Source organism: Nonomuraea sp. B12E4 (assembly GCF_039871825.1).
Taxonomy (GTDB): Bacteria; Actinomycetota; Actinomycetes; order Streptosporangiales; family Streptosporangiaceae; genus Nonomuraea.
The window spans coordinates 337,163-356,858 of sequence record NZ_JBDPME010000005.1 but is presented as its reverse complement, the minus strand read 5'-3'; the positions used below and the strand labels follow the sequence as shown (position 1 = coordinate 356,858).

At 71.4% G+C, this 19,696-nt stretch carries 18 protein-coding genes; 7 read left to right on the top strand and 11 right to left on the bottom strand.

Annotation, left to right across the window (positions count from 1 at the left end):
• Positions 1-422 precede the first annotated feature (422 nt).
• On the top strand, positions 423-2,498 hold the full coding sequence (locus tag ABGB18_RS15350) for a hypothetical protein (protein ID WP_347696146.1): 2,076 nt from the start codon (positions 423-425) through the stop codon (positions 2,496-2,498).
• A gap of 113 nt (positions 2,499-2,611) precedes the next feature.
• Here ABGB18_RS15350 and ABGB18_RS15345 read toward each other — a convergent pair whose 3' ends face one another.
• Positions 2,612-3,142, bottom strand: a complete 531-nt coding sequence (locus ABGB18_RS15345) for an HIT domain-containing protein (protein ID WP_347696145.1) — start codon at positions 3,140-3,142, stop codon at positions 2,612-2,614.
• A gap of 76 nt (positions 3,143-3,218) precedes the next feature.
• On the opposite strand from ABGB18_RS15345, the gene ABGB18_RS15340 reads away from it, so the two are divergent.
• Positions 3,219-3,803 (top strand): Asp23/Gls24 family envelope stress response protein, encoded by a 585-nt coding sequence (locus tag ABGB18_RS15340; protein ID WP_347696144.1) that lies wholly within the window; start codon positions 3,219-3,221, stop codon positions 3,801-3,803.
• A gap of 436 nt (positions 3,804-4,239) precedes the next feature.
• Here the strand turns inward: ABGB18_RS15340 and ABGB18_RS15335 are convergent, their stop codons facing one another.
• Both ABGB18_RS15335 and ABGB18_RS15330 read right to left on the bottom strand, forming a co-directional pair.
• Entirely contained in the window at positions 4,240-4,812 is a 573-nt protein-coding gene (locus ABGB18_RS15335) for a GNAT family N-acetyltransferase (RefSeq protein ID WP_347696143.1), read from the bottom strand.
• Between the two features lie 56 nt (positions 4,813-4,868).
• A complete protein-coding gene (locus ABGB18_RS15330; protein ID WP_347696142.1) occupies positions 4,869-5,342 on the bottom strand; it encodes an Rrf2 family transcriptional regulator in 474 nt (157 codons plus the stop codon).
• An 85-nt stretch (positions 5,343-5,427) separates the two neighbouring features.
• Between ABGB18_RS15330 and ABGB18_RS15325 the strand changes: the two genes are divergently transcribed.
• Together ABGB18_RS15325 and ABGB18_RS15320 are read left to right on the top strand one after the other, a co-directional pair.
• Positions 5,428-6,171: an NAD(P)H-binding protein gene (locus ABGB18_RS15325; RefSeq protein ID WP_347696141.1), complete on the top strand. Its 744-nt coding sequence runs from the start codon at positions 5,428-5,430 to the stop codon at positions 6,169-6,171.
• 261 nt (positions 6,172-6,432) lie between these two features.
• Positions 6,433-7,155 carry a PIG-L deacetylase family protein gene (locus ABGB18_RS15320; protein ID WP_347696140.1) on the top strand — a complete coding sequence of 241 codons (723 nt, stop codon included), beginning with the start codon at positions 6,433-6,435 and terminating at the stop codon, positions 7,153-7,155.
• Between the two features lie 51 nt (positions 7,156-7,206).
• On the opposite strand, the gene thrS is transcribed toward ABGB18_RS15320, so the two are convergent.
• From thrS to ABGB18_RS15305, 3 genes are all read right to left on the bottom strand, one after another.
• Positions 7,207-9,183, bottom strand: coding sequence for a threonine--tRNA ligase (gene thrS / locus ABGB18_RS15315; protein WP_347696139.1), 1,977 nt, complete (start codon positions 9,181-9,183; stop codon positions 7,207-7,209).
• A gap of 64 nt (positions 9,184-9,247) precedes the next feature.
• Positions 9,248-9,844 carry a GH25 family lysozyme gene (locus ABGB18_RS15310; protein WP_347696138.1) on the bottom strand — a complete coding sequence of 199 codons (597 nt, stop codon included), beginning with the start codon at positions 9,842-9,844 and terminating at the stop codon, positions 9,248-9,250.
• A 41-nt stretch (positions 9,845-9,885) separates the two neighbouring features.
• Positions 9,886-10,785, bottom strand: coding sequence for a TIGR03564 family F420-dependent LLM class oxidoreductase (locus ABGB18_RS15305; RefSeq protein ID WP_347696137.1), 900 nt, complete (start codon positions 10,783-10,785; stop codon positions 9,886-9,888).
• A 95-nt stretch (positions 10,786-10,880) separates the two neighbouring features.
• Between ABGB18_RS15305 and pgm the strand changes: the two genes are divergently transcribed.
• A complete protein-coding gene (gene pgm / locus ABGB18_RS15300; protein WP_347696136.1) occupies positions 10,881-12,512 on the top strand; it encodes a phosphoglucomutase (alpha-D-glucose-1,6-bisphosphate-dependent) in 1,632 nt (543 codons plus the stop codon).
• 34 nt (positions 12,513-12,546) lie between these two features.
• On the opposite strand, the gene ABGB18_RS15295 is transcribed toward pgm, so the two are convergent.
• The 5 genes from ABGB18_RS15295 to ABGB18_RS15275 form a co-directional block, all read right to left on the bottom strand.
• Positions 12,547-13,311: an SDR family oxidoreductase gene (locus ABGB18_RS15295; RefSeq protein ID WP_347696135.1), complete on the bottom strand. Its 765-nt coding sequence runs from the start codon at positions 13,309-13,311 to the stop codon at positions 12,547-12,549.
• A 6-nt stretch (positions 13,312-13,317) separates the two neighbouring features.
• A complete protein-coding gene (locus tag ABGB18_RS15290) occupies positions 13,318-14,667 on the bottom strand; it encodes an MFS transporter (RefSeq protein ID WP_347696134.1) in 1,350 nt (449 codons plus the stop codon).
• Complete coding sequence (locus ABGB18_RS15285) at positions 14,668-15,705, bottom strand: Ldh family oxidoreductase (protein WP_347696133.1); 1,038 nt, start codon at positions 15,703-15,705, stop codon at positions 14,668-14,670.
• Positions 15,706-15,855: 150 nt separating this feature from the next.
• Complete coding sequence (locus tag ABGB18_RS15280; RefSeq protein WP_347696132.1) at positions 15,856-16,539, bottom strand: DUF2786 domain-containing protein; 684 nt, start codon at positions 16,537-16,539, stop codon at positions 15,856-15,858.
• 11 nt (positions 16,540-16,550) lie between these two features.
• On the bottom strand, positions 16,551-17,789 hold the full coding sequence (locus ABGB18_RS15275; RefSeq protein WP_347696131.1) for a hypothetical protein: 1,239 nt from the start codon (positions 17,787-17,789) through the stop codon (positions 16,551-16,553).
• A gap of 237 nt (positions 17,790-18,026) precedes the next feature.
• On the opposite strand from ABGB18_RS15275, the gene ABGB18_RS15270 reads away from it, so the two are divergent.
• Together ABGB18_RS15270 and ABGB18_RS15265 are read left to right on the top strand one after the other, a co-directional pair.
• Positions 18,027-18,284 carry a hypothetical protein gene (locus ABGB18_RS15270; RefSeq protein ID WP_347696130.1) on the top strand — a complete coding sequence of 86 codons (258 nt, stop codon included), beginning with the start codon at positions 18,027-18,029 and terminating at the stop codon, positions 18,282-18,284.
• Between the two features lie 221 nt (positions 18,285-18,505).
• Entirely contained in the window at positions 18,506-19,678 is a 1,173-nt protein-coding gene (locus ABGB18_RS15265; protein ID WP_347696129.1) for a cytochrome P450, read from the top strand.
• Positions 19,679-19,696 lie beyond the last annotated feature (18 nt).

Below are 19,696 nucleotides of genomic sequence, written 5' to 3'. Positions count from 1 at the left end.
ATCACCGGCACCATCGCCACCACCAGCTCTACGGCACCGCAGACCGGCCGGCGCGGCGGTCCCGCGACCCCGGCACCGCCGGAACCGCCGCTCCAGCCCGGAGCCGACCGGACAGGCGGACGGACGGGCAGGCGGCGCGCGGACAGAGGCACGGGCTGACGGGCTGACGGGCTGACGGGCTGACGGGCTGACGGGAAAGCCTGGCCGAGCGTGGATTCCGCCACCACAGCCCGGCACGACCCGGCCCCAGAAGCGCCGTCCAGGGCTGCGCTGGCCGGGTGGTGACCGGACGTGCCGAAGTTGCCATCGCGCCATGAGAGGGTAGTCGGGACGGGTGGCGCCCTCACCACGTGCCACAGAACGAATCGGTGGCGCCCTGTCACAGGCCACAGAATCTCGATCTTTCGGGGAGGTCGTCGGCGTTGAGGCGCGCACTGGTCGTGCTGGCCCTACTCGTCGTTCAACTGCTGGTCGGACCCGGGCTGCTCGCCGGCCCGGCGCGGGCGGATGAGGGCGCGCGACGCGTGGCCCTCATCGGCGTGTCCGGCCTCCACTGGAACGACCTCACCCAGTCCGACACCCCCCACCTGTGGCAGTTGGCCGCATCGAGCGCCATCGGCTCACTCTCGGTCCGCACCGTCAGCAACGTGACCTGCCCCTACGACGCCTGGCTGACCGTGTCGGCGGGCGTCCGGTCGGCGGCCGGCTACCGGTGTGGCGCGCCGCCCAAGCCCCGGCCCGAGGGCGAGGGAGCCGTCATCCCCGACTACCGCTACCTCATCGACGTGGCAGGGCAGCGCGGCGCGGGCACCCTGGGCGAGGCGCTCAAGTCGGCCGGGCAGTGCTCGCTCGCCATCGGCCCCGGCGCGGCGCTGGGGCTGGCCGACCAGCAGGGCGCCGTGCCGCACTACCGCGCCACGCCGCAGCAGGTCACCACCGCCGACCTCGAACGGTGCCGCATGATCGCCATGGACGTGGACGACCTCGTCCGCCCCTACCTGACCGGCGACCGGCTGCCCGACGTCCCCGACCTGCTCTCCCCCGCCGCCCGCCGCGACGCCCTGCGCCGGGCCGACGCCCAGGCGGGCGCGCTGCTGTCCGCGCTGCCCACCGGCACGACGGTGCTGCTCGCGGGCCTGTCCGACCACGGCTCCGTACCCCACCTGCGGGTGGCCGCGCTGCGCGAGCCCGGCGCGCCGGGCCGCCTGCTCGGCTCGGCCTCCACCCGGCGCGAGGACATGTCGATCGTGCCCGACCTGACCGCCACCGTGCTGACCAAGCTCGGCGTGGCCGTGCCGAGCACGGTGGTGGGCGTGCCGCTGCAGGTGGGCGAGCGCGGGGCCACGTTCGAGCGGCTCCAGCGCGGCGACGCCGCCGCGCAGACCATGCGCTCGGCCAAGGGCCAGTACTTCACGGCCCTCGCCGTCCTCCAGGTCGTCTTCTACGTGCTGGCCTTCCTGCTGCTGCGCCGCCGCAAGGGCATGTCCTGGGTCGGCGTGTCCGCCGTGGCGCTGGCCGCCCTGCCCGTCACCTCGATGCTGGTCAACCTGCTGCCCTGGGCCAACCACCTGCAGTTGTTCGGCGGCATCCTGGCCTGGTGGGCCGCGATCACCGCACTGGCACTCGCCGGACCCTGGCGGCGCCGGCCCCTCGGGCCGCCGGCCGTGGTGGCCGGCATCACCGCGATCACGCTGATCGGCGACCTGCTCACCGGGACCACGCTCCAGCTCAACAGCTTCATCGGCTACAGCGCCGAGCAGGGCGCCCGCTACTTCGGCCTGGGCAACATCCCGTTCGCGCTGCTGGCCACCAGCACACTGCTGACCGCCACGATCATCGCGCACCGCTGGCCGGGCAGGGTAGGGCTGGCCGCGATCGTGGGGCTGGGGGCGTTCGCGATGGTGCTCGGCGGGTCCGGCATGGGCAGCGACTTCGGCGGCGTCATCGCGTTCGTGCCGGGCATCGCGGTGACCGCGCTGATCCTCGCGGGCAGGCGGGTCTCGCTGGTGAAGCTGGGAGCGTTCTGCGTGGCGGGCGGGGTGATCGTGATGACGTTCGCCTGGATCAACTACCTCCAGCCGCCGAGCGAGCAGACGCACCTGGGCCGGTTCGTGGGGCAGGTGCTCAGCGGGGAGGCGCTGGAGGTCATCCTGCGCAAGCTGCAGGCCATGCTGGGCACGCTGCTCAGCCCCAACCTGATGCCGATCGTGATCGCCGCCGTGGCGTTTCTCGTCTACGCCATCATGCGGCCCGACCAGGCCTCCTCCGGGGTGGTGCCGGCGGCGTTCGGGCACTCCCCCGCCCTGCGTGCCGGCCTGATCGGCACGCTCGTCAGTGGTGTGATCGGGATGCTGGTCAACGACTCGGGGGCGGCCGTGCTGGCCATGGCGCTGGCACTCGCGGTGCCGCTGCTGCTCGCGACCGGCATCGCCGCGCTGCGTCCGGCCGGCGACCAGGACGCCGAGGCCCCGTCCGACCTGGCCCGAGCAACGAGATAGCCACCGCCCGAAGCGGCCCCGGAGCTCAACTCCGGGGCTCCGGGAGCTCAACTCCGAGCTTCGGCGAGAAGCCGGAGGCAGGTCGATTCCCCGGCCCCGCGGCGGGCTGGAGGTCAGTCCCAGGCGTCGGCGAGGAGCTGGCGGGTGTCGCGCAGGAGTTGCGGGAGGACCTTGGTCCGGGCCACGACCGGCATGAAGTTCGTGTCGCCGCCCCACCGGGGCACCACGTGCTGGTGCAGGTGGGCGGCGATGCCCGCGCCCGCCACGTGGCCCAGGTTCATGCCCACGTTGAAGCCCTGGGCGCCGCTGGCCTTGCGTAGCGCGCGCAGCGCCTTCTGGGTGAACTCGCCCAGCTCGACCAGCTCGTCCGTGACCAGCTCGTCATAGTCGGACACATGCCGGTAGGGCACGACCATCAGGTGGCCGGAGTTGTAGGGGTAGAGGTTGAGCACGGCGTAGACCGACTCACCTCTGGCGACGACCAGGCCGTCCTCATCGCTCATGCGGGGGATCTCGTCGAACGGGCACCCGTCGTCGGGGCCGGCGCCCGTCGGCTTGCCCTCGCCCTTGATATAGGCCATGCGATGCGGGGTCCACAGACGCTGGAAGTTGTCCGGGGACCCTGCCCCTGCCTGATCGTGCATAACTAGCAGCATAGGACCACGGACAAACAGGGTGGTCTTCCGGCACAATCCCAGGGACCTGCCTGAGGAGGCCGTGATGACCGAAGCCCTTGCCGAGCGCACCGCCCAGTCGTCCGACAATCCGGATCCGGACACCGAGCACCCGGATCTGTCCGCCGAGCATTCCGACGCCATGGCCGGCGATTCCGGGCTCGACCCTGCCGCCGAGCCCGCCGACGCCCCGGACGGGACCGAGACGTCCTCCGCTGGTGTCGTCGTGAAGGGACGGATCAAGGTGGCCGACGAGGTGGTGGAGAAGATCGCCTCGCTGGCCGCCCTGGAGGTGCCGGGGGTCGCCGACATGGGTGGCGACCTGGCGCGGGCGTTCGAGTCCGTACGCGACCGCATCGGGATCGGTTCCCGGCGCGGCAACCAGGGTGTCAACGCGCACATCCAGGACCGCGAGGCGTCGGTGAGCCTCACCATCGTGGTCGAGTATGGACATGTCGTGATGGAGGTGGCCGCGGCCGTCAAGACGAACGTGGCCAGAAACGTCAGTCACATGCTGGGCATGCGCGTCGAGGAGGTCAACGTCACGGTCGACGACGTCCGCCTCCCCGGCGACCGCCACCCCTCCTCCCAGCCCGCGGCCGACGACGAGGACCAGCCCGCCGGGAGTTGACCGTCCGCGCGCGGCGGGCCGATCCACGCGCGGCCCGTCGCGCCGCTGCTGCTCGATTCATCACATCGCGCGAAGTCGCGCCTGCCGTCGGTTCATTACGTTCCGAAATCGTGAAAAACCATCGCCATCATCGTGATCGCATCGCCGGGCCTGCTCGCCTGCACGGCCGCCCTCGCCTCCAGACCTCCGCCCGCAACGGGACCCTCCACTCCGAGAGCTGAAGCCGGGGCTCCTCGGCGGCGGCGACAGGAGCGAAGGGGGTGACAACGTCCAGCGCTCGCCCACACCGAGTTTGTCCGGACGCGCACCGAGCCGTCCGAACAGGGTGCGCCACGACCGTACTGCCCGCTCCCGTCGGAACCGACCACCTGGCCGCCCTTGGCGGAACCGACCGCGAGAGCCGCCGGCCGCGCCCGCCGGCCTCTGCGTTGACGGGTCAGCCGTCCTGGTCGCGGAGATCCTTGTGGTAGACGCGGAAGTCGCACGGGGTTGCCAGCAGCCCGGCCAGGCCGGGATGGACCTCCTCGATTCCGGACACCCCGACCACCCGGTAGCCGATGCGGCCGTACCAGCCCGCCAGGAACTCCTTCGACGGATGCGCCCACGTGCGGGGCACCAGCAGTTCGAGCTGCATCACGTGGCGGCCCTCGGCCCGGCTGCGCCGCTCGGCGAAACGTACGAGCTCGCGCCCCACACCGAGGCCCCGGCTCTCCGGCGCGGCGGTGAGCATGCCGAACTCGCTCAGATCATCGGTCAGCCGCTGAAGCCGGACACACCCGACGATTCGCCCGCTCAGCCTGGCCACGGCCATTTCCCCGGCACCAGTGAACCGCGACACCTCGGCCGGATTCGTCCGGGCGGCGTCGTCCTGCCACAACCCTTTCTCCGCGACCGCGTACACGTCGTTGATCAGGTCGCTGAGCATCGACATGGTCGCGGCGTCCGCGGCCGTCTCCGGAGGCAGCGGCTCGATCATGATCTCCCGCGGCACGCGCGTTTCCTCTCGCATCCGTGCATTCCATCAGCCACTGGGACAGGGGCCGAATCCAAGGGTGTTCGGACCGGCTAAGTGATCCCCGCCAGGCGCCGGCGGGTGCGGGCCGGTGCCGTCGGGGGCAGCGAGGCGAGGATGTCGGCGAGGGTGACCCCGGCGAGGCTGCCTCGCCACGCCTCGTGCGCGTCGGCCATCCTCTGAGCCAGGACGCAGGTTTGCCGGCAGTCCTCGGGGGCCAGCGCGCCGCGTCCCTGCTGCCGGATCTCGCGGCACTCGTACGGCGGCGACGTGCCGTCCACGGCCTCGACGATCTGCAGGAGCGTGATCTCGGAGATCGGCCGCGCGATCCGGAACCCTCCCCTCGGCCCCGTGGCGGCGGCCAGCAGTCCGGCTTTGACCAGCGCCTTGAGCTGCTTGGCGAGGTATGGCGCCGGGAGGTCGAAGTACTGCGCGAGCTGGGCCGTCGACGCGGTGGCTCCGGATTCGAGCTGGGCCAGCGTCGCGGCGCAGTGCAGAACCCATTCGGTGCTCACAGGCAGCTTCACGACGGCGAGTCTATCGCAGATATTGTGGATCTGTTTAGTCCATGATAGCTTCCTCGCTTGCAACGAGAAATAGGGAGAGATCATCATGCGGATCGCAGTCGCAGGCGCGACCGGGAGCATCGGGGCGCTCACCGTCGCCGCGCTGGAACGAAACGGGCACGAGGCCGTGCGCATCAGCCGTACGCTCGGTGTGGACCTGTCCACCGGCGACGGGCTGGACGACGCCCTGGCCGGCGTCGAGGTGGTCGTGGACGTGACCAACGCGCCGGCTTCCGGCCGGGACGAGACGATCGCGTACTTCGGTGCCATCACGCGCAACCTGCTGGCCGCCGAGGAGCGGGCCGGTGTCCGGCACCACGTGCTGCTCTCGATCGCCGGGGTCGGCCGCGTCGAGGGCAACGCCCACTACGCGGGCAAGCGCGAGCAGGAGCGCCTCGTGGCCGCCGGGCCGGTGCCGTGGACCATCGTCCCCGCCACGCAGTTCCACGACTTCGCCGCGATGGTGGCGAGCTGGACCGAGCGGGACGGGGTCGCCACGATCGCGCCCCTGCTCATCCAGCCGATCGCGCCCGCAGACGTGGCCGACATCCTCGCCGAGCTCGCGGCCGGCCCGCCTCAGGGTCGGTACGCCGACCTCGCCGGACCCGAACCGCAGGACCTGCTGGACATGGCCCGCCGCACCAACGAGGCCCGTGGCCACACGGTGAAGCTGGTGCCGACGTGGTCGGGACTGTTCGGCCCGGACATGGCCGGCGACGTGTTGCTACCGGGCGAGGACGCGCGCATCGCCCCGACCACCTTCGACGACTGGCTCGCGGAGCAGCGATAGCCGGACATGCCGGTCTCACCGGAAACACCAGGTCCCCAACGGAGATCGTCCCCGGCGCCCCCGGAAGGCGGCGGGGCTGGCTTCGATGGTGCTCGCCGTAGGCGCGGACGTGGGCGGCGCGGCCGTGTTCGTCCAGTTCGACGACGTCGAGGACGCGGCCGGCGTTCTCGCGCCGGACCATGATCTCACGGTCGTCTCCCTGGCATATTCGCCTCTCCCCTCACCTGGTCGGAAGCCATGCCAGCCGTCAGGATGAGGACCATGACAGATCAGCTCGAACCCATGCCGGCCGACTGGCAGCGCGCCCTGGCGATCGTGGCCCACCCCGACGATCTCGAGTACGGCTGCGCGTCGGCCGTGGCCACCTGGACGGACGCGGGCCGCGAGGTCACGTACGTGATCGTGACCAGCGGCGAGGCCGGCATCGACACTCTCGAACCCGCCAAGGCCGGGCCCATCCGCGAGCAGGAGGAGCGGGCCAGCGCGGCGGTGGTCGGCGTAACCGACGTGGAGTTCCTCGGCCACCCCGACGGGGTGATCGAGTACGGGACCGCGCTCCGGAAGGACCTGGCCGCCGCCATCCGCCGGCACCGCCCCGAGCTCCTCATCACTCTGAACCCGGAAGACACCTGGGGCGGGACGTACTGGAACACGCCCGACCACCGGGCCGTCGGCAGGGCCGTGCTGGACGCCGCCGGGGACGCCGGAAATCGCTGGATATTTCCAGATATTCCCGCCGAGCCGTGGAACGGCGTCCGCTGGATCGCCATCGCGGGCAGCGAAGCCCCCACCCACGCCGTGGACGTCACCGACGGCCTGGAACGCGGCGTGCGCTCCCTCATGGAACACCGCGCCTACATCGAGGCCCTCACCACCGAGAACCCGGAAAGCTACGTCCGCAACCTGGTCGAAGGCTTCGCCCGTGAGGCAGCCGCCCAATTCGGCGGACGCCCAGCCGTCACCTTTCGCCTATTTACCCGTTAATAGGGAGCGGGCGACACGACCCGCTCCAGCCGAACGCCGAGCGGTGCCCGGTCAGACCTGGATGCGGCGCTCCACGGCGTTGACGATCTCGGCGATCGCCTCCTCCACCGGCACCCCGTTCTTCTGCTCGCCGCTGCGGTAGCGGAAGGACACCGCGCCGTTGGCGATGTCGTCGTCGCCCGCCAGCAGCATGAAGGGCACCTTCGCCTTCTGCGCGTTGCGGATCTTCTTCTGCATGCGGTCGTCGGCCGCGTCGACCTCGACCCGGACACCGGCCGCGCGCAGCCGCTTGGCCAGGTCCTGCAGGTAGGGCACGTGCGCCTCGGCGATCGGGATGCCCACCACCTGCACCGGCGCGAGCCAGGGCGGGAAGGCGCCGGCGTAGTGCTCGGTGAGCACGCCGAGGAAGCGCTCGACCGAGCCGAACAGCGCCCGGTGGATCATGACCGGGGTCTGCCGGCTGCCGTCGGCCGCCTGGTATTCCAGGCCGAAGCGCTTGGGCTGGTTGAGGTCGAGCTGGATGGTGGAGAGCTGCCAGGTGCGGCCGATCGCGTCCTTGGCCTGCACGGAGATCTTCGGCCCGTAGAAGGCCGCGCCGCCCGGGTCGTCCACGAGCTGCAGCCCCGACTCGGTGGCCACCTGGCGCAGCGCCTCGGTGGCCTCCTCCCACTCGGCCGGATCGCCGATGAACTTGTCGGAGTCGTCACGGGTGGACAGCTCCAGGTAGAAGTCGGACAGCCCGAAATCACTCAGCACGCTGAGCACGAACCTCAGCAGCGACTGGATCTCGTCGGCCATCTGCTCCCGGGTGGTGTAGATGTGCGCGTCGTCCTGCGTCATGCCGCGCACCCGGGTCAGGCCGTGCACCACACCCGACTTCTCGTAGCGGTAGACCGAGCCGAACTCGCACAGCCGCAGCGGCAGCTCCCGGTAGGAACGCCCGCGCGCCCGGAAGATCAGGTTGTGCATCGGGCAGTTCATCGGCTTGACGCGGTATTCGGTGCCTTCGAGCTCGAACGCCGGGAACATGTCGTCGGCATACCAAGGCAGGTGGCCCGAGGTCTCGAACAGCGACGACTTGGTGATGTGCGGGGTGTTGACGAACTCGTAGCCCGCCTCAGCCTGCCGCCTGCGCATGTAGTCTTCCATCTCCTTGCGGATGATCCCGCCCTTGGGATGGAAGACCGGCAGGCCGCTGCCCAGCTCCGGCGGGAAGCTGAACAGGTCGAGCTCCACGCCCAGCTTGCGGTGGTCGCGCTTTTCGGCCTCCGCCAGCAGCGCGAGGTATTCGTCCTGCTTTTCGCGGGACTCCCACGCGGTGCCGTAGATGCGCTGGAGCTGCGGGTTCTTCTCGCTGCCCCGCCAGTAGGCGCCGCCGGAGCGCATGAGCTTGAACGCCGGGATGGACCGGGTGGAGGGCACGTGCGGGCCGCGGCACAGGTCCTTCCAGCACAGCTCGCCGCTCTTGGGGTCGAGGTTGTCGTAGATGGTCAGCTCCCCGGCCCCCACCTCGACCGACGCGTGCTCCTCGGCCTCCGCCACGGCTCCGCCCTTGAGGCCGATCAGCTCCAGCTTGTACGGCTCCGCCGCCAGCTCCGCGCGGGCGTCGTCGTCGGAGACGGCCCGGCGGGAGAAGAGCTGCCCCTGCTTGACGATCTCCCGCATGCGCTTCTCGACGCGCTTGAGATCGTCGGGGTTGAACGCCTGCCTGACGTCGAAGTCGTAGTAGAAGCCGTTTTCCACCGGCGGCCCGATGCCCAGCTTGGCCTCGGGGAACAGCTCCTGCACCGCCTGCGCCATGACGTGGGCGGTGGAGTGGCGGACGATGGCCCTGCCGGCCTCGCTGGAGATCTCGATCGGCTCGACCGCGTCGCCCTCGGCCAGCGGGTGCGCCAGGTCGCGCTGCTCGCCGTTGACCCGGGCCGCGATGACCGTGCGCCCGTCGGCCTCCAGCGCCTCGCCGGCCGTCGTGCCGGCCGCCACCACACGCTCGGCTCCGGCGAGGGTGATGCGTAGCTCGGCTGACACGGTGACTCCCTAGGATCGCCCTCGATGCCCGGCACCGAGGCTGGTTCGAATCGTGAACCCGATGTTATCGCGGGTGAAACCCCAGGCTTGCCAGCTCCTCCCGGCTCCCGGGGAAGAGATCGAGATCGACGGGGCTGTGCGCGTACTGGTGGATCGCCCACGCGCGCCAGGGCGGCGGCACGGCGGGCCGGCCGCGCGGTCTGTCCGGGCCGGAGATCCACAGCGGGTGTTCTGCCAGGCCGGCGCAGTTTCCGCCGCGGGCGAAGGCGTGGAAGGTGCGCACGAACGGCCGTACCCCGAGGTGTCTTCCGACCTGGTGGCACCAGCGGCGCGCGTGCCTGGCCACCTGCTGGGGGCGCAGGCCGTCGTCGCTCTCCAGGTCGAGCGCGACCAGGTCGCCTGGGGAAAGCCCGCCGGCGGACCTGATCACGGCCGCGAAGTGGCGTGCCTGCTCGACCGGGTCACCCGCGGGCCTGGCCACGTGGTACGCGCCGCGCACGAGCCTGCTCTCGCCCATGCCGTCCCAGTTGCGCGTGAAGCACGGGTCGGTGCTCTCGACGCCGTCGGTGGCCCGGGCGAAGGCGAAGCCCACGCCGGCCTCCGCGTGCTCCGGCCAGTCGACGGCGCCCTGCCAGTCCGAGACATCGATGCCCAGTAACACGCGCTCCACTCTGCCGGAGTTTCCGGGTCATGTCTGCCGATCTAGCTCTTCGCCGCGCGGTTCAGCAGCGCCTGCGTACGTTCCCGGCCGGAGAATATGGAGCCGACGAATTCGGTCACCCCGGCCTGCTCCAGCTCGCCGATCCTGGCCAGGACGGTGTCCTCGTCGCCGACGATCGCCACGTCGCCGGGGCCGGCCGCGCCCTCCCTGTCGAGCATGGCCCGGTAGGACGGCAGCCGCCCGTACACCGAGAAGACCTCGTTGGCGCGGGCGACGGCGGCGGCGGGGTCGTCGGTGACGCAGACGGGCAGGGCGCAGACGACGCGGGGGGCCTCGCGGCCCGCCTCGGCGGCGGCCGCCCTGATCGTGGGCACGACGTGCCCCGCGACCGTCTTCGGGCCGGTCATCCACAGGATCGTGCCGTCGGCCACGGTGCCCGCGAGGGCGAGCATGCGCGGGCCGAGCGCGGCGATCAGCACCGGGAAGCCGGCGCCCGGCCCGGTCAGCCGGAGGTTGGCCCTGACCGTCTGGCCCGCGTATTCGACCTGCTCGCCCCGGCCGGCCGGGATCAGGACGTCGAGGTATTCCCGCATGTGCCGCAGCGGGCGGTCGAAGCTGTAGCCGAACATGTTCTCGATCACGACCTGGTGCGACAGGCCGATGCCGAGCGCCAGGCGCCCGCCGAGCGCGGCGTTGACGGTCATGGCCTGCTGGGCGAGCGCGGCCGGGTGGCGCGGGTATGTCGCCACGACCGACGTGCCGAGCTCGATGGCGGGGCCGCCGGCGCCGGCCGCGGCCAGGGCGGTCAGGGCGTCGAGGCCGAAGATGTGGGAGAGCCAGGCGGAGCTGAAGCCGTTCTCTGCCGCTTGGGCGATCTGGTCACGCAGCTCACCGATCGGATCGGACCCTCGCGGCTCGCTCAGGAAATATCCGTAGCGCATCGAACAGAACTCCATTCTGGTGACTGACGAATGTATCCTCCCACGCCGTCAGGGGTTGTCCCGTTTCCACGGGGGCGGATTTGTAAAGTGGCCTCATGACGCACGAACGCGCGGGACAGCCCGCCCGGCCCGACGACCTGATCGACGTCGCCAGGCTGGTGACGTCCTACTACGCGCTGCACCCCGATCCCGGGGAGGTGGGGCAGCGGGTGGCGTTCGGCACGTCGGGGCACCGGGGGTCGGCGCTCAACTCGGCGTTCAACGAGGACCACATCCTGGCCACCAGCCAGGCCATCTGCGAATACCGGAAGTCCATGGGCACCGACGGGCCGCTGTTCCTGGGCATCGACACGCACGCGCTGTCTGAGCCCGCGCGGGTGTCGGCGCTGGAGGTGCTCGCGGCCAACGAGGTCGAGGTGCTGGTCGACACGCGCGACGGCTACACGCCGACGCCCGCGGTCTCGCACGCGATCCTGCGGCACAACCGGGGGCGCACGACCGGGCTCGCCGACGGCGTCGTGATCACGCCGTCGCACAATCCGCCCGCCGACGGCGGGTTCAAGTACAACCCGCCCAACGGGGGTCCCGCCGACACCGACGCCACCGGGTGGATACAGGACCGGGCCAACCGGCTGCTGGCGGACGGGCTGAAGGGCGTGGCCCGGATCCCGTACGCGCGGGCGCTGGGCCTGGCGGGACGATACGACTTCCTCGGTACGTACGTGGACGACCTGCCATCCGTCGTGGACCTCGACGCCATCAGGGCGGCCGGGGTGCGGATCGGGGCCGATCCCCTGGGCGGGGCGAGCGTGGCCTACTGGGGGGAGATCGGCGAGCGGCACGGCCTGGACCTGACGGTGGTCAACCCGCTGGTCGATCCGGCGTGGCGGTTCATGACGCTCGACTGGGACGGCAAGATCCGGATGGACTGCTCGTCGCCGTACGCGATGGCTTCGCTGATCGCCAACCGCGATAAATACGATATTTCCACCGGGAACGATGCCGACTCCGACCGGCACGGCATCGTCACCCCCGACGGCGGGCTCATGAACCCCAACCACTTCCTGGCCGCCGCCATCTCCTACCTCTACACCCACCGGGACGGCTGGCCCGCCGCCGCCGGGGTGGGCAAGACCATGGTCAGCAGCGGCGTCATCGACCGGGTCGCCGAGTCGCTGGGCCGGCGGCTCCACGAGGTGCCGGTCGGCTTCAAGTGGTTCGTCCCGGGGCTGCTGGACGGGACGCTGGGATTCGGCGGCGAGGAGAGCGCGGGGGCGTCGTTCCTGCGCCGCGACGGCTCGGTGTGGACCACCGACAAGGACGGCATCATCCTGGCGCTGCTGGCCTCCGAGATCCTGGCCGTCACCGGCGAATCGCCCGGCGCCCGTTACCGGGGGCTGACCGAGCGGTTCGGCGAGCCCGCGTACGCCAGGACGGACGCCCCGGCCACCCGCGCGGAGAAGGCCGTGCTGGGCAGGCTGACCGCCGAGCAGGTGACGGCCTCCTCGCTGGCGGGCGATCCGATCACGGCGGTGCAGACGTCGGCGCCCGGCAACGGCGCCGCGCTGGGCGGGGTGAAGGTCTCCACGCGCGACGCCTGGTTCGCCGCCCGGCCGTCGGGCACCGAGGACGTGTACAAGATCTACGCCGAGTCCTTCAGGGGCCCCGGCCACCTGGCCAAGGTGCAGGAGGAGGCCCGCTCCCTGGTCTCGTCCGCCCTGACCTGACCAGACCCGCCCTGCCCGGCCCGGGGAGGCGCCGTCAGTACATGAGGTGGCGGCCGCCGTCCCCGACGAGCACCTCCCCCGTCACCATGTCCGACTCCAGCAGCGCGACCACCATCTGGGCGACGTGCTCCGGCTCCGCCGTGCGCCGCAGCGGCGCCCTCGCTCCCTCCTTGGCGGTCATCTCCTGGAAGACCTGCTCCCCCACCCGGTCGATGTGCCAGCGGGTCGCCACGATGCCGGGCGCCACCGCGTTCACCCTGACGTCGGGCCCGAGCGCCACCGCCAGGTCACGGGTGAGCTGGATCATGGCGGCCTTGCTCACCCCGTACGCCACGGAGGAGCCGGTGCCCAGCAGCCCGGCGACGGAGGCCACGTTCACGATCGCGCCTCGGGCGGCCCGCAGGTCGGGGGCGAAGGCACGGGCGCAGTAGAAGGCGCCCATGAGGTTGACCCCCATGATCTGCTGCCACACCTCGTCAGTGAGCCCCTCCAGATCGGGGAACGGCACCCACTTGGTCGTCCCCGCGTTGCAGATGAGGGCGTCCACCCGGCCGTAGTCGGCGCGTACGCGCTCGGCCAACCGGCGTACGGCGGCGTCGTCCGACACGTCGGCGGCCATGGCCGTGGCCTTGCAGCCCATGCCCTCCAGCCGGGCGACCGTCTCCTCGGCCTCCGTGGCCGAACGCGAGTAGTTGACGACCACCCCCGCCGCGCCCTTCCTGGCCAGGCTCTCCGCGACCGCGGCACCGATGCCGGTGCCTCCGCCGGTGACCACGGCGACCGTCCCGTTGATGTCCATGCGCTGCTACTCCTCCACCAGTCGTCCACCCTCCGGGTCCGCCACCGGGTCCGTGGCGGTTCCCCTGGCCACCGCGTCCGTGGCGGTGATGTCCATGTCCTTGGTCTCCCGAGACGCGTAGAACGCCACGAACGAGATCACCGCGGTCCCGGCGAGGAAGGCCGCCACCAGCCACGGCGCACCGTCCAGCCGCGCCGCCAGCACCCCGCCGATCAGCGGCGAGAACCCTGCCAGCGCCGCACCCAGCTCACGAGAGGCCGCGAACCCGGTGTACCGTACCCGTGCCCCGAACAGCTCGGCGTAGAACACCGGCTGCACGGCCACCTGAGGAGCGAACCCGAACGCCCCCATGATCATCATCGCCAGCCACACCACCCAGGCGACCCCGGTGTTGACCATCACGAAGTACGGAAAGACGAAGGCCGCCACGAACACCACGCTGAACAGGTTGAGCGGCCGCCGCCCGATCCGGTCGGAGAGATTGCCGTACACCGGCTGCAGCACGATGACGGTCAGCCCGAACAGCACCACCCCGAACAGCGCCGTCCGGTTGGACAGGCCGAGCTGGCCGGTGGCGTGGGCGACGCTGAAGGTGGCCAGCGTGTAGACGACAGCCGTGTCGCAGATGTGCGCCCCGACGCCGACCAGGAAGTTACGCGGGTACCGGGCGAGCGTGTCCTTGATCGGCAGCTTGACGATCTCGCGGGTCCGCTCCATCTCACGGAACACCGGCGACTCGGCCACCCGCAGCCGCACGTACAGGGCCACCCCGATCAACGCGAAGCTCAGCAGGAACGGCACCCGCCAGCCCCAGGAGGTGATGTCCGGCTCAGGCAGGAGCTGCACCAGCAGGAACACCGAGGTGCCGAGCACCAGGCCGATCTGCACGCCGGTCTGGGCGAAGGAGGCGTAGAAGCCGCGCCGGGCCGGCGGGGCGTGCTCGGCCAGCAACGTCGCCGCACCGCCGAACTCCGCGCCCGCACCCAGCCCCTGACAGACCCGCAGCAGCGTGAGCAGCACCGGGGCCCACACGCCGATGGCGGGATAGGTGGGCAGCAGGCCGATGAGCCCGGTGGACACGCCCATGATCACGGTGGTGATGATCAGCGTGGAGCGGCGGCCGATCCGGTCGCCGAGGTGGCCGAACAGGATGCCGCCGAACGGCCTGACCACGAACCCCACGCCGAACGTGGCGAACGCGACGATCGTGCCCGTGGCGGGATCGGCATCGGTGAAGAACAGGCGGTTGAAGACGAGGGCGGCGGCGGTTCCGTAGATGAAGAAGTCGTACCACTCCAGGGCGGTGCCGACGAGGGCACCGGTGACGACGCGCTTCAACTCGGGTGTGGCGGACATCTAACCTCCAGGGGGCGTGTCAGGCCACGGAACGCCGGCCCGCGAGGCGAGCACCGCGAGCTCCGCCCACACCGGCGCGGGCACGGGGACACCCTCCGCCAGCCTGGTCGCACGGGTCCCGGCCTCCGGCTCCCCCGGCACCAGCACACCGGGACCCGAGGCCCGCAGGGCCAGGCAGAACGACTCGACCTGGGCGACGTAGTCCGTCAGGGGGACGAACGCGCCGATGTCCACCGCGGTGATCACCGTGCCGAACGTGCCGTCGTACTCGGGCGAGCAGGCCGTGCCGGTGCCCGTGAGCAGGCCACCGACCAGCTCGATGAGCACGCTGAGGCCGTACCCCTTGTGGCCGCCGAACGGCAGCAACGCCCCGCCCCGGTAGAAGTCGTCCGGGTCGGTGGACGGGCGGCCGGCGAGATCGACGAGCACACCGTCCGGTGCCGGCGTCCCGGCGGCGCGCAGGAGGCCCAGCTTGCCCTCGGCCATGGCGGCCGTCGCCCAGTCCATGACCACAGCCGCGCCGCCCGCGCGGGGCACGGCCCAGGCCATGGGGTTGGTGCCGAGCATCCTGCGGTGCCCGCCGTGGGGGGCCACCGTGGGGTCGGCGTTGCCGACGACCTGCGCGATGAGTCCCCGGCGGGCCAGCGTCTCCGCGTACTCGCCGAGCCTGCCGACGTGGTTGCACTCCCGGATCGCGACCACGCCGACGCCGTGCGCGGCGGCCAGTGCGGCGGCCTCCTCCATGGCCAGGCCGGCGGCGGCCTGCCCGAAGCCGCGCCGTCCGGACACGACGGCGGTCGCGCCGCGGCGCGCGACCACCTCCGGGCGCGCCTCCGGGACGATCACGCCCGCCTCGATGCGGTCGAGGTAGGGCACGAGCCGCCGGACGCCGTGCGACCCGTGACCGGCGAGGTCGGCCTCGACCAGGGACGCGGCGACGATCCGGGCGGTGTCCGCGGGGACTTTGGCGGCGGTCAGGAGGTCACTGGCGAGATCGCGGAGGTGGTCGGCGGTGATGATGCGGGGGGATGCGTTCACGGTGACCGGTCTCGCTTCGGCAGGACTGCGTTCCGTGCGCGCGCTTATGCCCGTTTCTCATCATCGCAAACGGACCTCCGGAACGGGCTTACCCCGCCGGCTGGGGTGAGCTCGCCGGTTCCGGTTCAGGTGGGCTCGCCGGTTTCCCGCTCAGGTGAGCTCGCCGGCGCAGGCGCTGCTCATGCCGGTACGCCCGAGGTCCGCGCGGCGGCCTGCCGCCACTCCGTGCCGATAGCCGGTGCCGCTGGTCCTGGGCACGCTCATGCGGACGCGCGGATAGCGGTCCGCCACCGCCCGCTCCACCTCGGCCCGGCGGTCGGCCAGGACCAGCGCGGCACCCGTACCGGCCTCGGCGGCCCGGGACTCGGCCGCGCACAGCAGCCGGTAGACCTCGTCGGTGAACCCCAGCAGCCACGACCGCCGGTAGGCCCGCACGCCGGCGACGTCCGCGGGCGGGTGCACGCGGGCCAGCCCCGAGGCCATCTGCAGCAGTAGCGAGGTGGCCAGCAGGTCGGCCCGTTCGAGGTCGGCGGCGAACCCGAACACGTGCACCCGCTGCCCGCCGTCCCCCTGCCCGATGAGCAGCGGCCGGCAGCGCACCGCCTGGGCGACCAGGCTGACGAGGCGGGCCTTCTCCCTGGCCCACGGGGCGGGCAGGGTGACGATGCGGTCGCCGGGGATCTGGCGGGTGCCCGCGGGAGGCAGCGAGTCGATGCCGTGCTTGGCCATGAGCGCCGAGGCGGCCGCCATGAACGTCGCCCGCTCGTGCTCGTTGTCGGTGCGTTCGGCCTTGGCCAGCAGCTTCCTGACGCGTTCGAGCGTGCGCTCCCGCAAACGTGCTCCCCCTACGACTTGGCCAGCACCCGCCCGTCGGCCCCGAGGACGGGGAAGGCGCCGGTGTCGACGATGCCGTGCTGCTGGTACAGCGCCTCGATGAGGGCGTGCGCCTGCGGCTCAAGCTTCCACAGGGCACGATACTCGCGCGCCGTGGACAGCGAGAGCCCGATCTCCTGGGCGATGTCCACCGTACGCGGGACGATGCCCTTGGCGATCTGCCGGTCCCAGTAGTCGCGGGCGGCCCGCATCAGCGCGGCGCGCTGGGCGGTGTCGACGACCTGCGGGGTGGTGTCGAGGACCTCGATGTCCTCGTCCTCCTCATCGACCAGCTCGGCCAGCGCGGGCGGCAGCGCCGGGCGGGCCGGCACCGGGCGGTGGTCGGCCTCGGGCTCCCACGGGACGCGCGGGTCGGCGTCGATGAGGGCGGAGGTGTTGTAGAGGGCGGCGATCTGGGCCAGCAGCGCCTCCTGGCGGGACTCGTCCACGGCCAGCCCGGTGTGCTCGACGGCCTGGTCCATGGCCTTGTCGAGTCTGGCCAGCGCCGCGCGCATCTTCCGCTCGGACCCGCCGCTGTCGCGCAGCGCCTTGGCCCGCTTGGCGGCCAGGGCGACCCTGGTCAGCCTGCGGTGGGCGTCGACCTCGCTGGCCGTGCGGTCGCTGACCTCGGCCAGCCCCATCCTGACCAGCATGCGCTCGGGGGTCAGGCGCCAGTTGATGCGGCCGGTGCCGCGGATGCGGTGGCGCTCGATGGCCATGCCGCGCTCCCACAGCCAGGCGGCCACCAGCGGCGCGGCCAGCCGGAACATCGCCTCGGGCAGGCTGCGCGCGTCCATGCTGGACAGTACGGCGGTCAGGCAGGTCAGCGCCCAGACGGCGATGCCGTCGATGCCGGCGGAGAAGTTCTCGCGCATGTTGCGGCGGGCGCGGACGGCCGAGGTGATGATCGCGACCTCGATGAACGCGAACAGCAGCAGCCGGAGCGGCCCATCCAGGCCCAGCACATCACCGGAGAAGCGCCACATGCCCTGCGCGGACACGCCCGTGGCGATGGACGCGGCCACGATGGTCAGCACGTCCTCGATGGGACGCTGCGCCACGTACCGGCTGAACAACCAGGTGAGGGCGCGCCAGGCGACCCTGATCACCAGGAACGCGAGCGCCAGCCCCACCAGGCTGAGCAGCGCGATGACGGCGGTGGGGAGCGGCTTCTCGGCGATGAAGGCTGTTATTTCCTCGAATGTCGGCATCTGTCACTATCCGTGGGGGCTCTGGCTCCGGCTCTATGCGACGAGATCATCGCAGAATGTCGCCTTCTTGTACGCCAAACGACGGTTGCCGTCCCATTTTGCCCCGGATTCCCACCAGTCCCACCATCATGACCCACGATGCTCCCCGCCCCGGCCGCCTCCCCTGGAGGGTGCCCATGTGGTGAGAGGTACGGAATCGGGATGGCCCTGGCCAGGGACGCGGCGCACAATGAGGTTGTGAGCAAGCGATCACGCCGACGCCGTGCTCTTACCGGTGGGGCACCCAGTTGGCTGCCCGGTTTCGGCCCCGGAGAGCCGCACGGACCCGATGAGGGAGACTCCCCGCTCGACGATCCGCGCGGGGGCGAGGGCGGGGTGCGCGAGCCCCGCAAGCCCAAGCCCGCGCCGCCCTCCCAGCCCGTCGCGGCGGTTCCGCCCGAGCCACCGATCTTAGCCCGCGACCGGTCCGAGATCGGCGAGGCGAGCAGGGCCTGACACCGCTGGGCGAACGGGCCTGCCGGGCGAACGGGGGCGCCGCGTGAACGCGGGCCGCCGGGTGAACGGGGATTGAGGGCAATCCGTGCAGACGCCGATATGCCCAAGCATGAGGGGTAAATTCGTCCTTTCGGAGGGCACGATCCGTGCTTCCGGATGGGACCATCTATGCAGGGATTTATCCCAACATGGTGTGATGTATCCCAGCAGGACGGATATCGATGTCAGACACAGCAGACTTTCCGCTGGTCCAGTTCATGCGCGAGGAGTTCGACCCGGTGGCCGAGCTCGGGCGCATCAGGGCCGAGCACCCCGTCTTCCCGATGGAGATTCCCGGCAGCCAGACGGTTTACCTGGTGACCCGCTGGGAGGACGTACGCGCTGTCCTGGGCGACCACGAGCGCTTCAGCAACGACTTCGCGGGCGTGATCGGGCTCGGCTCCAACCAGGAGGACCCGGGCGGCCTGGGGTTCCGTGACCCGCCCGAGCACACGCGGCTGCGCAAATACCTGACGCCCGAGTTCACGATGCGCCGCCTGCGCAGGCTGGAGCCGCGGATCGAGGCCATGGTCGCCGAGCACCTGGACCGGATCGAGGCCATGGGCCCGACGGTGGACCTGGTGGCGGAGTTCGCGCTGCCGATCCCGTCGCTGGTGGTGTGCGAGCTGCTCGGCGTCCCGTACGACGAGCGCGCCGACTTCGTCAAGCTCAGCAAGGACCGCTTCGACTTCACGGCCGGCCCCGAGGCCTCGCTCCAGGCCATCAACGACGCGATGACCTACCTGACGGACCTGGTGGCGCGGGAGCGGAAGAACCCGGGCGAGGGACTGCTCGGCCAGTTGCTGCGGGCGCACGGCGACGAGCTGGACGACCGCACCCTCGCCAGCATGGCCGACGGGCTGCTCACCGGCGGCCACGACACCAGCACCAGCATGCTCGCCCTGGGCACACTGTGGCTGCTGCGCCACCCCGAGGAAGCCGACAAGGTGCGCGAGGTCGACGGCTACATCAACGACGTGGTCGAGGAGCTGCTGCGGTACATGACGGTCGTCCAGGTCGCCTTCCCGCGCTTCGCCCGGGATGACCTGGAGCTGCACGGTCATCAGATCAAGAAGGGCGAGATGGTGCTGTGCTCGCTGGCCGGCGCCAACCGCGACCCGGCCCTGGGCGAGGCCATGGACGAGGTGCGCCCGGGCCGCGAGTCCGCGGGCTCCCACCTGGCCTTCGGCCACGGCATCCACCGCTGCATCGGCGCCCCGCTGGCCCAGATGGAGATGCGCATCGCCTTCCCCGCCCTGCTGCGCCGCTTCCCCGGGTTGCGCGTCGCGGGCGAGGTGCCCTTCCGCGAGCTGGCCATCGTCTACGGCGTCAAGGAGCTACCCGTCGCCTGGTAGAAGGGCTACGTTCACAGT

Coding starts and splice junctions, on each gene's coding strand:
- ABGB18_RS15305 (WP_347696137.1), bottom strand. CDS start 10,785: ATGCGCTACGGATATTTCCTGAGCGAGCCGCGAGGGTCCGATCCGATC.
- ABGB18_RS15345 (WP_347696145.1), bottom strand. CDS start 3,142: ATGCACGATCAGGCAGGGGCAGGGTCCCCGGACAACTTCCAGCGTCTG.
- ABGB18_RS15325 (WP_347696141.1), top strand. CDS start 5,428: ATGCGGATCGCAGTCGCAGGCGCGACCGGGAGCATCGGGGCGCTCACC.
- ABGB18_RS15275 (WP_347696131.1), bottom strand. CDS start 17,789: ATGCCGACATTCGAGGAAATAACAGCCTTCATCGCCGAGAAGCCGCTC.
- pgm (WP_347696136.1), top strand. CDS start 10,881: ATGACGCACGAACGCGCGGGACAGCCCGCCCGGCCCGACGACCTGATC.
- ABGB18_RS15320 (WP_347696140.1), top strand. CDS start 6,433: ATGACAGATCAGCTCGAACCCATGCCGGCCGACTGGCAGCGCGCCCTG.
- ABGB18_RS15340 (WP_347696144.1), top strand. CDS start 3,219: ATGACCGAAGCCCTTGCCGAGCGCACCGCCCAGTCGTCCGACAATCCG.
- ABGB18_RS15335 (WP_347696143.1), bottom strand. CDS start 4,812: ATGCGAGAGGAAACGCGCGTGCCGCGGGAGATCATGATCGAGCCGCTG.
- ABGB18_RS15295 (WP_347696135.1), bottom strand. CDS start 13,311: ATGGACATCAACGGGACGGTCGCCGTGGTCACCGGCGGAGGCACCGGC.
- ABGB18_RS15265 (WP_347696129.1), top strand. CDS start 18,506: ATGTCAGACACAGCAGACTTTCCGCTGGTCCAGTTCATGCGCGAGGAG.
- ABGB18_RS15290 (WP_347696134.1), bottom strand. CDS start 14,667: ATGTCCGCCACACCCGAGTTGAAGCGCGTCGTCACCGGTGCCCTCGTC.